The 13812-nt window shown below is 68.0% G+C and carries 13 protein-coding genes; 12 read left to right on the top strand and 1 reads right to left on the bottom strand.

The window, feature by feature from the left end; translation table 11 throughout:
- Positions 1–17: 17 nt before the first annotated feature.
- Positions 18–1166: a glutamine-hydrolyzing carbamoyl-phosphate synthase small subunit gene (gene carA, locus ACFOMP_RS10965; RefSeq protein WP_379030377.1), complete on the bottom strand. Its 1149-nt coding sequence runs from the start codon at positions 1164–1166 to the stop codon at positions 18–20.
- 168 nt (positions 1167–1334) lie between these two features.
- On the opposite strand from carA, the gene ACFOMP_RS10960 reads away from it, so the two are divergent.
- The 12 genes from ACFOMP_RS10960 to ACFOMP_RS10905 all read left to right on the top strand — a co-directional run bounded on the left by ACFOMP_RS10960 (position 1335) and on the right by ACFOMP_RS10905 (position 13673).
- Entirely contained in the window at positions 1335–1799 is a 465-nt protein-coding gene (locus tag ACFOMP_RS10960; RefSeq protein ID WP_289894158.1) for a GatB/YqeY domain-containing protein, read from the top strand.
- 202 nt (positions 1800–2001) lie between these two features.
- Positions 2002–3027, top strand: a complete 1026-nt coding sequence (locus ACFOMP_RS10955) for an NAD(P)-dependent alcohol dehydrogenase (RefSeq protein WP_379030374.1) — start codon at positions 2002–2004, stop codon at positions 3025–3027.
- Between the two features lie 5 nt (positions 3028–3032).
- Positions 3033–4493, top strand: a complete 1461-nt coding sequence (xylB, locus tag ACFOMP_RS10950; protein ID WP_379030372.1) for a xylulokinase — start codon at positions 3033–3035, stop codon at positions 4491–4493.
- A gap of 243 nt (positions 4494–4736) precedes the next feature.
- The gene (locus ACFOMP_RS10945) at positions 4737–5621 is read left to right on the top strand and encodes an AraC family transcriptional regulator (protein WP_289894155.1); all 885 of its coding nucleotides are present in this window, start codon (positions 4737–4739) and stop codon (positions 5619–5621) included.
- A gap of 100 nt (positions 5622–5721) precedes the next feature.
- Positions 5722–6627 (top strand): ABC transporter substrate-binding protein, encoded by a 906-nt coding sequence (locus ACFOMP_RS10940; protein WP_289894154.1) that lies wholly within the window; start codon positions 5722–5724, stop codon positions 6625–6627.
- Between the two features lie 70 nt (positions 6628–6697).
- The gene (locus ACFOMP_RS10935; RefSeq protein ID WP_379030368.1) at positions 6698–8200 is read left to right on the top strand and encodes a sugar ABC transporter ATP-binding protein; all 1503 of its coding nucleotides are present in this window, start codon (positions 6698–6700) and stop codon (positions 8198–8200) included.
- Positions 8190–9167, top strand: a complete 978-nt coding sequence (locus ACFOMP_RS10930) for an ABC transporter permease (RefSeq protein ID WP_379030365.1) — start codon at positions 8190–8192, stop codon at positions 9165–9167. The genes ACFOMP_RS10935 and ACFOMP_RS10930 overlap by 11 nt, the downstream gene beginning before the upstream one ends.
- A gap of 36 nt (positions 9168–9203) precedes the next feature.
- Positions 9204–9935 (top strand): SDR family oxidoreductase, encoded by a 732-nt coding sequence (locus ACFOMP_RS10925; protein ID WP_379030362.1) that lies wholly within the window; start codon positions 9204–9206, stop codon positions 9933–9935.
- Between the two features lie 27 nt (positions 9936–9962).
- Positions 9963–11585: an FGGY-family carbohydrate kinase gene (locus tag ACFOMP_RS10920; protein WP_379030360.1), complete on the top strand. Its 1623-nt coding sequence runs from the start codon at positions 9963–9965 to the stop codon at positions 11583–11585.
- A gap of 41 nt (positions 11586–11626) precedes the next feature.
- Complete coding sequence (locus ACFOMP_RS10915; protein ID WP_289894149.1) at positions 11627–12352, top strand: SDR family oxidoreductase; 726 nt, start codon at positions 11627–11629, stop codon at positions 12350–12352.
- A 94-nt stretch (positions 12353–12446) separates the two neighbouring features.
- Entirely contained in the window at positions 12447–13013 is a 567-nt protein-coding gene (locus tag ACFOMP_RS10910; RefSeq protein WP_289894148.1) for a DUF421 domain-containing protein, read from the top strand.
- 270 nt (positions 13014–13283) lie between these two features.
- Positions 13284–13673, top strand: coding sequence for an acyl-CoA thioesterase (locus ACFOMP_RS10905; protein ID WP_289894147.1), 390 nt, complete (start codon positions 13284–13286; stop codon positions 13671–13673).
- Positions 13674–13812 lie beyond the last annotated feature (139 nt).

Below are 13812 nucleotides of genomic sequence, written 5' to 3'. Positions count from 1 at the left end.
CCGGCTTTTTGCCGGGTTCAGGCGCGGCGGGCGCGCATCGCCTCGGTGAAACGCTCGAACAGATAGGTGCTGTCCTGCGGGCCGGGGCTCGCCTCGGGGTGATACTGCACCGAGAAGACCGGCTTTTCCGCCACCCGCAGCCCGCAATTCGAGCCGTCGAACAGGCTGACATGGGTCTCGATCACGCCCTCGGGCAGGGTCTGGGCATCCACCGCGAAACCGTGGTTCATCGAGGTGATCTCGACCTTGCCGGTTTCCACGTCCTTGACCGGGTGGTTGGCGCCGTGATGGCCGTGGTTCATCTTGATGGTGCTGGCGCCAAGCGCCAGGGCCAGCATCTGGTGGCCCAGGCAGATGCCGAAGATCGGCAGGTCGCGGTCCAGCAGTTCCCGGATCATCGGCACGGCATATGTGCCGGTCGCGGCCGGGTCGCCCGGGCCGTTCGACAGGAACACCCCCTCGGGATCATGGGCCAGCACCTCCTCGGCGGTGGCGGTGGCGGGCAGCACCGTCACCTCGGCGCCGCTTTGCGCCAGCGAGCGCAGGATGTTGCGTTTCGCGCCGTAATCGACGGCGACGACGCGGAAGGGCTTCTTTTCCTCCGATTGGCCGAAGGTTCCGGGCCAGGACCACAGACCCTCGTCCCAGCGATAGCTTTGCCGGCAGCTGACCTCTTTCGCAAGGTCCAGCCCCACGATGCCTTGCCAGTCGCGTGCCTTGGCGACCATGGCGGCGATGTCGAAATTGCCCTGCGGATCATGGGCCAGCACGACATGCGGCGAACCCTGCTGGCGGATCGCCCGGGTCAGGCGGCGGGTGTCGACGCCGCCGATGCCGATGCGGCCGCGCCGCGTCATCCAGTCGACCAGGTCCGCGCTGGCGCGCCAGTTCGAGGGCTCGGTCGGGTCCCATTTCACCACGATGCCCGAGGCGACCGGCTCGGGCGCCTCGTCGTCCTGCTCGGTCACGCCGGTATTGCCGATATGCGGGAAGGTGAAGGTCACGACCTGGCTGGCATAGGAGGGATCGGTCATGATCTCCTGATAGCCGGTCATCGCGGTGTTGAAGACCAGCTCGGCCACCACTTCCCCGACCGCGCCGAAGCCCTGGCCGTGGAACACGGTGCCGTCGGCAAGCGCAAGACATGCGGTCGGTTTCTGGGGCATCGTCACTCTCCGGGTAAATCGGCGGGAACCTAGGTAAAGGGCGGGCGGGCGTCAAGGCGGGAACCGGCGGCGCGCGGAACTTTGACGGATGGCCGGGGTTGAGGGCACGGCTTGACGGCGGGGGCGAAGCCGGGCACCACCCGGCGGAATTCATTCAGCGAGGATCACATGGGACTGCGCGAGCGTATTCTGGCCGACACCAAGGACGCGATGAAAGCCAAGGAGACGGCGCGGCTCTCGACGCTGCGGCTGATCTCGGCCGCCATCAAGGACCGCGAGATCGCCGCCCGCACCGAAAGCGGCGACGAGGCCGGGCTGAGCGAGGCCGACCTGACCGCCATCCTGTCCAAAATGGTCAAGCAGCGCCAGGAATCGGCCAGGGCCTATGAAGAGGGCGGCCGGCTGGAGCTGGCCGAGCGCGAGCAGGACGAGATCAGGGTGATCCAATCCTATCTGCCGCGCCAGCTGGACGAGGCGGAGACCCGCGCCGCCATCGACAAGGCCATCGCCGATCTGGGCGCCGAGTCGATCCGCGACATGGGCCGGGTCATGGCCGAGCTGCGCAGCCGCCATGCCGGGCAGATGGATTTCGGCGCCGTCGGCCCGGTGGTCAAGGACCGACTGATGAAGTGAAGTGATTCTCCCGGCGCGGGGCGGGTGGCGCATCGCCGGAGCCGGGGCGCATAGCTTTCACGACTCGAAACTGATACAATTATTCTTCTGATGGGCAAAAGCTCGCGCGTGGCGCGGGTTTTTGTTTACATGCGTCCCGACTCGCCGCCAAAGACGCGAGTCGAGGGCGCCCGAGGCGGCGCGGCGATCAGGAGAACGGGCGATGAAGGCATTGGTGCTGGAAGAAAAGGGCAAGCTGACGCTGCGGGATTTCGACATCCCTGCCACGCTGGGGCCCAGGGACGTGCGGATCCGGACGCATACGGTCGGCATCTGCGGCTCGGACGTGCATTATTATACCCATGGCAAGATCGGGCATTTCGTGGTGCGCGAGCCGATGGTGCTGGGGCACGAGGCATCCGGCACGGTGATCGAGGCGGGGGCCGAGGTCACGCATCTGCAGCCCGGCGACCGGGTCTGCATGGAGCCGGGGATTCCGGACCCGACCTCGCGCGCCGCCAAGCTGGGGATCTACAATGTCGATCCCGCCGTGACCTTCTGGGCGACGCCGCCGGTGCATGGCTGCCTGACGCCCGAGGTGATCCACCCCGCCGCCTTCACCTACAAGCTGCCCGAGCGTGTCAGCTTTGCCGAGGGCGCGATGGTCGAGCCCTTCGCCATCGGCATGCAGGCGGCCTTGCGGGCCCGCATCCAGCCCGGCGACATCGCTGTCGTCACCGGCGCCGGCCCGATCGGCATGATGGTGGCGCTGGCGGCGCTGGCCGGCGGCTGCGCCCGCGTCATTGTCGCGGATCTGGCTCAGCCCAAGCTGGACATCATCGGCGCCTATGACGGCATCGAGACCGTCAACATCCGCCACCGCCCGCTGGCCGAGGCGACCGACGGCTGGGGCGCCGACCTGGTCTTCGAATGCTCGGGCGCCGCGCCGGCGATCCTGTCGATGCACCAGCTTGCGCGGCCGGGCGGCGCCATCGTGCTGGTCGGCATGCCGGTCGATCCGGTGCCGGTCGACATCGTCGGGCTGCAGGCCAAGGAACTGCGGGTCGAGACGGTATTCCGCTATGCCAATGTCTATGACCGGGCCATCGCGCTGATCGCCTCGGGCAAGGTGGACCTGAAGCCGCTGATCTCGGCCTCGATCCCCTTCGCGGACAGCATCGCCGGCTTCGACCGTGCCGTCGAGGCGCGCGAGACCGATGTGAAGCTGCAGATCGTCATGCCGGAGTGAATGCCATGTATCTGGGGATCGACCTTGGCACCTCGGGCATCAAGGCGATGCTGGTGGACGAGACCTTCGCGACCGTCGGCGTCGCCCATGCGGGGCTGAGCGTCAGCCGCCCGCATCCCGGCTGGTCCGAGCAGGCGCCGGCCGACTGGATCGCCGGCTGCGAAGCCGCCATCGGCCAGCTCGCGCGCGAGCATCCGGCCGCGATGGCGCGGCTGCAGGCCATGGGCCTGTCCGGGCACATGCACGGCGCGACGTTGCTCGACGCTTCGGACCGGGTGCTGCGGCCCTGCATCCTGTGGAACGACGGCCGCTCGGGTCCGCAATGCGCGGAACTGACGGCGCGGGCCGATTTTCACGGCATCGCCGGCAATCTGGTCATGGCGGGCTTCACCGCGCCCAAGCTGCTGTGGGTCGCCCAGAACGAGCCCGCGATCTTCGAGCGGACCGCCAAGGTGCTGCTGCCCAAGGATTACCTGCGGCTGTGGCTGACCGGCGAGCATGTTGCCGAGATGTCGGACGCGGCGGGCACGCTGTGGCTGGACGTGGGCAAGCGCGACTGGTCGGATGCGTTGCTGGCCGCGACCGGGCTGACGCGCGCCCAGATGCCCGGGCTGGTCGAGGGCAGCGATGTCTCCGGCCATCTACGCGCCGAACTGGCCGAGCGCTGGGGCATCCCGCGGGTGCCGGTGGCGGGCGGTGGCGGCGACAATGCCGCGACCGCCTGCGGCATGGGGGTGATGACGCCCGGCACCGGCTTTCTGTCGCTGGGCACCTCGGGCGTGCTGTTTGCCGCGACCGAGACTTACGCGCCGAATACCGGCGATGCGGTGCATACCTTCTGCCATGCCGTGCCGAACACCTGGCATCAGATGGGGGTGATCCTGTCGGCCACCGACAGCATGACCTGGTTGTCCGAGATCACCGGCAAGACGGTGCCGGAACTCGCCGCGCTGGTGGGCGATGTGACCGCACCCTCGCCGGTGCTGTTCCTGCCCTATCTCTCGGGCGAGCGCACGCCGCTGAACGATCCCGAGGCCACCGGCGCCTTCCTGGGCCTGCGCCGCGCCACCGGGCTGGCCGATCTGGCGCAGGCGGCCATGGAAGGGGTGGCCATGGCCTTCACCGATTGCGTCCATGCGCTGCGCAAGGCCGGCACGCCCATCGAGGCCGCCTATGCGGTGGGCGGCGGCGCGCGGTCGCGGGACTGGCTGCGAATCATGGCCTCGGCCACCGGCCTGACGCTGCTGGAGCCCGAGGACGGCGATTTTGGCGCGGCCTTCGGCGCCGCCAAGCTGGCGGCGGCATGTGCGACGGGCGACACTTCCGAACGCGTCTTCGCCAAGCCGGCCATTCGCGCCGAAGTTGTGCCTGATGCCGGATTGGCCGCAGCCTATGCGGAAAAGTATGAGCGCTATCACACCGCTTATCCGCGGTTGCGGGATTTGACCGGACCTGCCGCGCAATAGCGGCATCAAGGGTTTTCCCCAGAAAGCAGGCCATGTCGCTGCAATGCGGCATGGGTTTTTTGCGGTGCAGCGAGCTTCTCTCGTCCGGCCGGTGGCGGGGATCTTCAATTCCTGCGTGATTTCGATCAAAAAAGTATCGGTATTTTTTCTGCGCTGATGTGGATCGCCGGCCGGTCGCAAGCCTATGGTTGCCGAACGTCCGCGACGGCCCGTCAGGCTTCGAGACGGGCAGGGAGGAAGGCGATGCAACCCGATCTGGAACTGGTCCACATCCGCAAGGGCGAATCCTTCGCCGCGTGGATGCATGGCTATCCGTTCCGCACGGTGCGCTGGCATTATCATCCCGAATACGAGATCCATCTGGTGGTCGCGACCTCGGGCACCTTCTATGTCGGCGATCATGTCGGCAGCTTCCGGCCCGGCCAGCTGATCATGACCGGCCCGAACCTGCCGCAGAACTGGATCAGCGATATCCCGCCGGGCGAGATCGTGCCGCTGCGCTCGCTGGTGATCCAGTTCCCCGAACCCTTCATCGAGGATGCCTGCGCCGCCATGCCCGAGATGGCGGCGCTGCGCCCGCTTCTGGAGCGCTCGCGCCGCGGCCTGCTTTTCGGCGACGAGACCAGCGCCCGCATCCGCCCGCTGGTCGAGCGGCTGATCGAGTCGCAGGGTATCCGCCGCCTGGCGCTGTTCTGGGAGATCCTGGACATCCTGGCCAACGCCTCGGAATACGAGGTGCTGGCCAGCCTGAGCTTCGAGCTTGACCTGACCCGCACCCATGACGGCGGCATCAACCGCGCGCTGGCCTATCTGCGCGAGCACCTGACCGAGCAGGTCGAGGAGGGCGAGCTGGCCGAGATGGTCGGGCAAAGCCAAAGCGCCTTTTCGCGCGCCTTCAAGCGCCATACCGGCACGACGCTGGTGCGCTATCGCAATCAGCTGCGCGTCGATCTGGCCTGCCAGATGCTGCTGACCGATCCCGACATCAAGGTGGCCGAGATCTGCTACGAGGTCGGTTTCTCGAACCTGTCGAACTTCAACCGGCATTTCCTGAAGCTCAAGGGAATGTCCCCCTCGCAATTCCGCGCGACATTCGCGGCGCAAAAGGCGCTGGTCATGGCGGACTGACGACGACCCGCAACGCGAACTTCACCAATTCGGGCGGCGCGGCGCTGCCCGGAGACGCGCAGGCCATGCCTGCTTTCATCCAGATGGGAGGGAAACCCCGATGAAATCGAAACTGCTCACCGCATCGGCCGCGCTGGCGCTCGTGGCGGCTCCGGCGCTGGCCCAGGACAAGCTGAAGATCGGCATGACCTTCCAGGAGCTGAACAACCCCTATTTCGTGTCCATGCAGGAGGCGCTGAACGAGGCCGCCGCCAGCCTGGGCGCCGAGGTGGTGGTGACCGATGCCGGCCATGACGTCGCCAAGCAGATCTCGGATGTCGAGGACATGCTGCAGCAAAACATCGACATCCTGCTTTTGAACCCCACCGACAGCGCCGGGATCGAGGCCGCCGTGCACGCCGCCAAGGCCGCCGGCGTCATCGTGGTCGCGGTCGATGCGAACGCGAACGGCCCGGTCGACACCTTCGTCGGCTCGAAGAACCGCGACGCGGGCTATATGTCCTGCAAGTATCTGGGCGAGGCCCTGGGCGGCAAGGGCGAGGTGGCGATCCTTGACGGCATCCCGGTCGTGCCGATCCTGCAGCGGGTCGAAGGCTGCAAGGCCGCGCTGGAGGAATTCCCCGAGATCCAGTTGGTCGACACCCAGAACGGCCGTCAGGACCGTTCGGTCGCCCTGGGCGTGGTCGAGAACATGATCCAGTCCAAGCCGAATCTGGCCGGCATCTTCTCGGTCAACGACGGCGGCGCCATGGGCGCGCTGGCGGCGATCCAGGGCTCGGGCAAGGACATCAAGCTGACCTCGGTCGATGGCGCGCCCGAGGCGGTCAAGGCCATCGCCGACGGCGGCCCGTTCATCGAGACCACGGCGCAATTCCCCCGCGACCAGGTCCGGGTCGGCCTGGCCATGGCGCTGGCGCAGAAATGGGGCGCCCGCGTGGTGCCGAAGGAAGTGCCGATCGACGTCATGGTCGTGGACGCCAAGAACGCTGCCGAGTTCAGCTGGTAACGGTTCCTCCCCGCGCCCGCCCCCGCATGTCGCGGGGGCGGGACATTTCCCAGCCATTCAGGAGGGCATCATGCTGGAACTGAACGGAATCCGAAAAAGCTTCGGCAAGATCGAGGTCCTGCACGGCGTCGACATGGAGGTCCGCGCCGGCGAGGTCCATGCGCTGCTGGGCGAGAACGGCGCCGGCAAGTCCACGCTGATGAAGATCCTTTGCGGCATCATCCAGCCCAGCAAGGGCACGATCCGCATCGAGGGGACCGAGCGCCATTTCGCCGATTACGACCAGGCCATCGCCGCCGGCATCGGCATCGTGTTCCAGGAATTCAGCCTGATCCCCTATCTGGACGCGGTCGAGAACATGTTCCTGGCGCGCGAGATGCGCGGGCCGCTGGGGATGCTGGACCGCAGGGCGATGCGCAAGCGCGCCGCCGAGATCATGCGCCAGCTGGCCGTCGACGTACCGCTGGACGTGCCGGTGCACCGCCTGTCGGTGGCCGAGCAGCAATTCGTCGAGATCGCCAAGGCCCTGTCGCTGAACGCCCGTATCCTGGTCTTGGACGAGCCGACCGCGACCCTGACCCCCTCCGAGGTCGAGCACCTGTTCAAGGTCATGCGCGAATTGCGCCGTCAGGGCGTGGCGATCATCTTCATTTCGCATCACCTCGAGGAAATCTTCGAGATCTGCGACCGCATCACCGTGCTGCGCGACGGTGAATTCATCGGCTCCTGCGCGGTCTCCGAGGTCGACAACGACCGGCTGGTCGAGATGATGGTCGGCCGCCGCATCGAGCAGAACTTCCCGCCCAAGCCTGCCGCCGCCGCGGCCGCCGCCCCGGTGGTCGAGGTCGAGGAGGTGCAGCTGAAGAAGGGCGGCCCCGTCTCGCGCTTCGCCCTGCGCAAGGGCGAGATCCTGGGCTTTGCCGGGCTGGTCGGCTCGGGCCGCACCGAGACCGTGCTGGCGATGCTGGGGGCATATCCGGCCCAACGCTGCAAGCTGAAGGTGGACGGGATCGAGAAACGCTTCCGCGGCCCGGACGAGGGGCTGGCGCATGGCATCGGCCTGCTGCCGGAAAGCCGCAAGGAGCAGGGGCTGATCACCAGCTTCTCGATCCTGCAGAACGTCTCGCTGAACAATTACGGCAAGTATCGCAAGAACCACTGGTTCATCGACCTGAAGAAGGAACTGGCGGCGACCGAGATCGCCATGGCGCAGGTCCGCGTCAAGGCGCAGGGCCCGCACGCCCGCGTCGACACGCTGTCGGGCGGCAACCAGCAAAAGGTCGTCATCGCCCGCTGGCTGAACCACGACATGCAGGTGCTGATCTTCGACGAGCCGACGCGCGGCATCGACGTCGGCGCCAAGGCGGAAATCTATGCGCTGATGCGCGCCTTCACCGAGAAGGGCGGCGCCATCATCATGATCTCGTCCGAACTGCCCGAGGTGATCGGCATGTCCGACCGGGTCTGCGTGTTCCGCTCGGGCGGGATCGTGGCCACGGTCGAGGGCGCCGAGATCGATTCCGAAACCATCATGACCCATGCCACGACCGGGAGAGTTGACCATGTCGCATGACGCAAACACCGGCGCGGCCGGGAAAACCGGCGGCTTTTCGTTTGGCCGCCTGCTGCATTCGCCCCTGGCGCTGCCGCTGATCGGGCTGATCGTCGTCTCCTGCCTGATGGGGTTGGCCAGCGACAATTTCTTCAGCCTGGGCAACATCATGAACGTGCTGCGCCAGGTTTCCATCGTCGGCATCCTGGCGGTCGGCATGACCTTTGTCATCCTGACCGGCGGCATCGACCTGTCGGTCGGCGCGGTGATGGCGCTGGTCGGCACGCTGAGCGCCGGGCTGATGGTCAATATGGGCTGGCCCGCGCCGGCCGCGCTGCTGGTCGGGCTGCTGGTCGGCCTGGGCATCGGGCTGGCGAACGGCGTTCTGGTCGCCTGGGGCCGGATGCCGGCCATCATCGTCACGCTGGCCACCATGGGCATGGCGCGCGGCCTGGGCCTGATCTATTCCGGCGGCTATCCGATCAGCGGCATTCCCAGCTGGATTTCCTGGTTCGGGGTCGGCCGCGTCGGCGTGGTCCCGGTGCCGGTCATCGCCATGGTGGTGATCTATGCCCTGGCCTGGGTGCTTTTGCAGCGCACCGCCTTCGGCCGCCATGTCTATGCGCTGGGCGGCAACGAGACGGCGGCGCGGCTTTCGGGGGTCAAGACCCAGCGCGTCAAGCTGGCGGTCTATGGCATTTCGGGCCTGACCTCGGCCTGTGCGGCGGTGATCCTGACCGGGCGGCTGATGAGCGGCCAGCCCAATGCCGGCGTGGGCTTCGAGCTGGACGCCATCGCCGCCGTGGTTCTGGGCGGCACCGCCATCGCCGGCGGGCGCGGGCTGATCCTGGGCACGCTGATCGGCGCGGTGCTGCTGGGCATCCTGAACAACGGCCTGAACCTGATGGGCATCAACCCCTATCTGCAGGACGTGATCAAGGGCGCGATCATCCTGCTGGCCATCTATATCGGGCGCGAATGGCGCTGAGCCCCGCCCAACCCATTCAAAAGACAGGAGAACGGAATGTCTGAATCGCTGGACGGCAAGGTCGCCGTCATCACCGGCGCGGCCTCGGGGATCGGGCTTGCCACCACCGAGCGGCTGCTCGGGCGCGGCGCCACCGTGGTCATGGTGGACTGGAACGCGGCGGCGCTGGCCGAGCTGGCCGCCCGGCTGGGCGACAAAGCGATCCCGCAGGTGACGAACCTGCTCGACCCCGAAAGCTGCAACGCCATGATCCCCGGGATCCTGGAAAAGGTCGATCACATCGACATTCTTTACTGCAACGCCGGCACCTATATCGGCGGCGATCTGACCGAGACGACGCCCGAGGCGATCGACCGGATGCTGAACCTCAACGTCAACGCGGTGATGAAGAACGTCCACGCGGTCGTTCCGCACATGATCGAACGCAAAACCGGCGACATCGTCGTCACCTGTTCCATCGCCGGCCATTTCCCGACCTGGTGGGAACCGGTCTATTCCGGCTCGAAATGGGCGATTACCAGCTTCGTGCAGGGCATGCGCCGGCAGATGATCCCGCATGGCGTGCGGGTCATGCAGGTCTCGCCCGGCCCGGTGGTCTCGGCGCTGCTGGCCGACTGGCCCGAGGAGAACCTGCGCAAGGCCAAGGAGTCCGGCAGCCTGATCGACCCGGAAGAGGTGGCGGACGCGGTCGAATACATGCTGACCCGCAAGCGCACCGTCACCATCCGCGACATGCTGGTGCTGCCCACCAATTTCGACCGCGTCTGACCGAAGCGCCCGGAACGGAGAACCGCCATGGACCAGTATCTGATCGGCATCGACGTGGGCACCGGCTCGGCGCGGGCCGGGGTCTTCGACCGGGCCGGCCACCTGCTTGCCACCGTCAAGCGCCCCATCGAGATGCATCGCGAGCGCGGCGTGATCGCCGAGCAGTCGAGCGAGCAGGTCTGGCGTGCGGTCTGCGACTCGGTCCGGGAATGCGTGGCGCTGGCCGGGATCGACCCGGCCGGCGTCGCGGGCATCGGCTTCGATGCCACCTGTTCGCTGGTCGTGCGCGGGGCTGGGCAGGCGACGCTGCCGGTTGGCGACCCCGCCCATCCCGAACGTGACATCATCGTCTGGATGGACCACCGCGCCGTCGAGCAGGCCGAGCGCATCAATGCGCAAGGGCACGACGTGCTGAAATATGTCGGCACCCGCATCTCGCCCGAGATGGAGACGCCGAAGCTCTTGTGGCTGCGCGAGAACCGGCCCGAGGTCTATGCGGCGGCGGCGCATTTCTTCGACCTGACCGATTTCCTGACCTGGAAGGCGACCGGGGCGCTGGAGCGGTCCGCCTGCACCGTCACCTGCAAATGGACCTATCTGGCGCATGAGGGGCGCTGGGACGCGGATTATTTCCGCCAGATCGGCCTGGGCGACCTGGCCGATGACGGTTTCGCCCGCATCGGCGCCCGCGTCGTCGATCCCGGCACGCCGCTGGGTCAGGGGCTGACCGAGGCCGCGGCCGAGGCGATGGGGCTGCGCCCCGGCATCGCCGTGGCGGCGGGGCTGATCGACGCCCATGCCGGCGGCGTCGGCACGGTCGCGGCCGGGGGCGACGCCACGGCTTGCCTGGGCTATGTCTTCGGCACCTCCTCCTGCACCATGACCACCACGCGCGAGCCGGCCTTCGTGCCGGGCGTCTGGGGGCCGTATTATTCCGCCATGGTGCCCGGCATGTGGCTGAACGAGGGCGGGCAATCCGCCGCCGGCGCTGCCATCGACCAGCTGGTGCAGCTGCACCCCGCCACGGCCGAGGCGACGGCGCTGGCCGCGGCGGCGGGCAAGCCGCTGCCGCAATGGCTGGCCGACCGGGCGCTGGAACTGGCGGGCTCTGCCAGCGCCGCCCTGCGGCTGGCCGATGACCTGCATGTGGTGCCCGAATTCCTGGGCAACCGCGCGCCCTTCGCCGATCCCCATGCCCGCGCCGTGATCATGGGGCAGGGGATGGAGACCGGGCCGGATTCGCTGGTCGCGCTTTATGTCGCGGGGATCTGCGGCCTTGGCTACGGGCTGCGGCAGATCATCGAGACCCAGGCGCAGAACGGCGCTCCGGTCGAAACGATCAGCGTCAGCGGCGGCGCCGGCACGCATCCGCTGACCCGGCAAGTGCTGGCCGATGCCACCGGGCTGCCGGTCGAGGTCACGGAATGCCCCGAGCCGGTGCTGCTCGGCTCGGCCATGCTGGGTGCGGTGGCGGCCGGGCTGTTTCCCGACCTGCACAGCGCCATGCCCGCCATGTCGCGCATCGCCGCGCGCTGCGCCCCCGATCCCGCCAGCCGGGCGCGGCAGGACGCGCGTCACGCCGCCTTCCTGGCGCTGCAATCCACGGCGCGGCAGATCCGCGCCGCCATGGCGGCCTTGCCGCAAAACTGAACACCGGCGGCCCTGCCGCCGAACCGAACCTGCGAGGAACCATGCAATTCTCGGGCAAGACCGTCATCATCACCGGCGCCGGCAAGGGCATCGGCCGCGCCTGCGCGCGGCTCATGGCCGGACGCGGCGCCAGGGTCGTGGCGCTGAGCCGCACCCAGTCCGACCTCGACAGCCTCGCGGCCGAGATCGGCGCGCGCGGCATCCGCGTCGACCTGGCCGACCCGGCCGCCACCCGCGCCGCCATGGCGCAGGCGGGGGCCGCCGACTACCTGATCAACAGCGCCGGCATCAACGTGCTGGAAAGCGTGCTCGACATGACCGAGGCCGGTTATGAGGCGGTGCTGGGCATCAATCTGCGCGCGGCGCTGATCTGCTGCCAGGAATTCGCCCGCGCCCGCGTGGCGGCGGGCGGCGGCGGCGCCATCGTCAACATCACCTCGATCGCCGGCCATCGCGGCTTCCAGGACCACCTGTGCTATGCCGCCTCGAAGGCGGGGCTCGAGGGCGCGACGCGGGTATTGGCCAAGGAGCTGGGCGCGCATGGCATCCGCGTGAATGCCGTGGCGCCCACCATCACCCTGACCGAACTGGCGGCCGAAGCCTGGTCCGACCCGGCGAAAAGCCAGCCGATGATGGTGCGCCATCCGCTCAACCGCTTTGCCGAGGCCGAGGAGGTGGCGCAGGGCATCGCGCTGCTGCTGTCCACGGACAGCAGCATGGTCTCGGGCGCTGTGCTGCCGCTGGATGGCGGTTTCCTGGCGGTCTAGGCGCTTCCGGCTTTCGGCCCCGGGGGGGAACCGGCACCGGGCATCCCGGCTTGTCTTCTGGCGCCAGCTTCGGCGCGGGCAGGGGACAGCCGCCATGCTAGAAGAACTGAACCGCATCTTCCTGGGCGATCAGCAGCTTCGTTTCGCCTGGGAGGTGTTTCTGCGCACCCTCATCATCTATTTCTATACCTTGGCCCTGATGCGCTGGCTGGGCGGGCGCACGGTGGCGCAGCTTTCCATCGTCGAGTTCCTGCTGGTCATCGCCATCGGCTCGGCGGTGGGCGATTCGCTGTTCTATCCCGACGTGCCGATGCTGCCGGCGATGTTCGCCATCTTCCTGGTCGCCGCCTTCAACAAGCTGGTGGACGAGGCGATCCTGTCCTCGGATCTGCTGTCGCGGATCTTCGAAGGCCGGCCGCGCATCGTCGTCACCGAGGGGCGGGTGCACGGGGGCCGGTTGCGCCGCCTGGGCATGGGCGAGGGCGAGCTTTATCTGAAGCTGCGTGAAAAGGGCATCACCGACCTGAACGAGATCAAGTTCGCCATCATCGAGGCGAATGGCGCCTTGTCGGTGCTGACCCGGGACCGTGGCGGCATGGCCGGGCTCTACCAGCCGCCGGCGCTGCCGCCGGGCGAAATGGCCTGGGCGAAAAAGTCGTGACCGCCGCGCGCCGCGCCGGCCAGCGGCGGCTGCGCACCGGCCACGCGTTCCTGCCGCGACCCGTCCCGGCGCCTCATCGGATCGTCTCGACCTGACCTGGCCGCCGAAGTGCCCGCGCGGCGCATCGACGGCCACACCGATCCCGAGACCGGCCCGGATCGCTTCCGCTGATCCCGCGGGGCATTGACGGCACCCGCGGCGGCGGGCCAGCCTGCGCGGGCGGCCGTTTTGGCGCCTTGGCAAGCGGCGGGCAAGCAACAAGGGATGCGCATGACACAGGACGACTATCCGCAGGACCAGCCGGCGATTCGCACCATGGCCATGCCGGCCGATACCAACCCCTCGGGCGACATCTTCGGCGGCTGGCTGATGTCGCAGATGGATCTGGCGGCGGGCAATGTCGCCGCGCGGCGGGCGCGGGGGCGTTGCGCCACGGTGGCGGTGGACAGCTTCAGCTTTCACCTGCCGGTCAAGGTCGGCGACGAGGTGTCGGTCTTTGCCCGCATCCTGCGCGAGGGGCGCAGTTCCATGCAATTGCATGTCGAGGCCTGGCGCCGCTCGCGCGACGGGGCCGAGACGCAGAAGGTGACGCAGGCCACCTTCGTCTTCGTGGCCCTGGACGAGGCCGGGCGGCCGCGCGCCCTGCCGGCCGCAAGCTGATCTTGACGCCGAGCGAAAGGCCGGTGACGCGGCCAGACATGACATTCGTCGCGCCGGTTCCGTGTGCCCCCGCAGAAGCCGGTTGCAATCGGCAAGGACCGCCGATTAGTCTGATCCGGCGGAACAAAGAACCAATAGA

Source organism: Paracoccus simplex (assembly GCF_042648325.1).
In the GTDB taxonomy this organism is placed as follows: Bacteria; Pseudomonadota; Alphaproteobacteria; order Rhodobacterales; family Rhodobacteraceae; genus Paracoccus; species Paracoccus simplex.
This window is presented reverse-complemented; position numbering and strand designations above follow the sequence as displayed.

Excerpts from the sequence above, each read along its gene's own strand:
- carA (WP_379030377.1), bottom strand. The coding sequence starts at position 1,166 with ATGCCCCAGAAACCGACCGCATGTCTTGCGCTTGCCGACGGCACCGTG.
- ACFOMP_RS10960 (WP_289894158.1), top strand. The coding sequence starts at position 1,335 with ATGGGACTGCGCGAGCGTATTCTGGCCGACACCAAGGACGCGATGAAA.
- ACFOMP_RS10955 (WP_379030374.1), top strand. The coding sequence starts at position 2,002 with ATGAAGGCATTGGTGCTGGAAGAAAAGGGCAAGCTGACGCTGCGGGAT.
- xylB (WP_379030372.1), top strand. The coding sequence starts at position 3,033 with ATGTATCTGGGGATCGACCTTGGCACCTCGGGCATCAAGGCGATGCTG.
- ACFOMP_RS10945 (WP_289894155.1), top strand. The coding sequence starts at position 4,737 with ATGCAACCCGATCTGGAACTGGTCCACATCCGCAAGGGCGAATCCTTC.
- ACFOMP_RS10940 (WP_289894154.1), top strand. The coding sequence starts at position 5,722 with ATGAAATCGAAACTGCTCACCGCATCGGCCGCGCTGGCGCTCGTGGCG.
- ACFOMP_RS10935 (WP_379030368.1), top strand. The coding sequence starts at position 6,698 with ATGCTGGAACTGAACGGAATCCGAAAAAGCTTCGGCAAGATCGAGGTC.
- ACFOMP_RS10930 (WP_379030365.1), top strand. The coding sequence starts at position 8,190 with ATGTCGCATGACGCAAACACCGGCGCGGCCGGGAAAACCGGCGGCTTT.
- ACFOMP_RS10925 (WP_379030362.1), top strand. The coding sequence starts at position 9,204 with ATGTCTGAATCGCTGGACGGCAAGGTCGCCGTCATCACCGGCGCGGCC.
- ACFOMP_RS10920 (WP_379030360.1), top strand. The coding sequence starts at position 9,963 with ATGGACCAGTATCTGATCGGCATCGACGTGGGCACCGGCTCGGCGCGG.
- ACFOMP_RS10915 (WP_289894149.1), top strand. The coding sequence starts at position 11,627 with ATGCAATTCTCGGGCAAGACCGTCATCATCACCGGCGCCGGCAAGGGC.
- ACFOMP_RS10910 (WP_289894148.1), top strand. The coding sequence starts at position 12,447 with ATGCTAGAAGAACTGAACCGCATCTTCCTGGGCGATCAGCAGCTTCGT.
- ACFOMP_RS10905 (WP_289894147.1), top strand. The coding sequence starts at position 13,284 with ATGACACAGGACGACTATCCGCAGGACCAGCCGGCGATTCGCACCATG.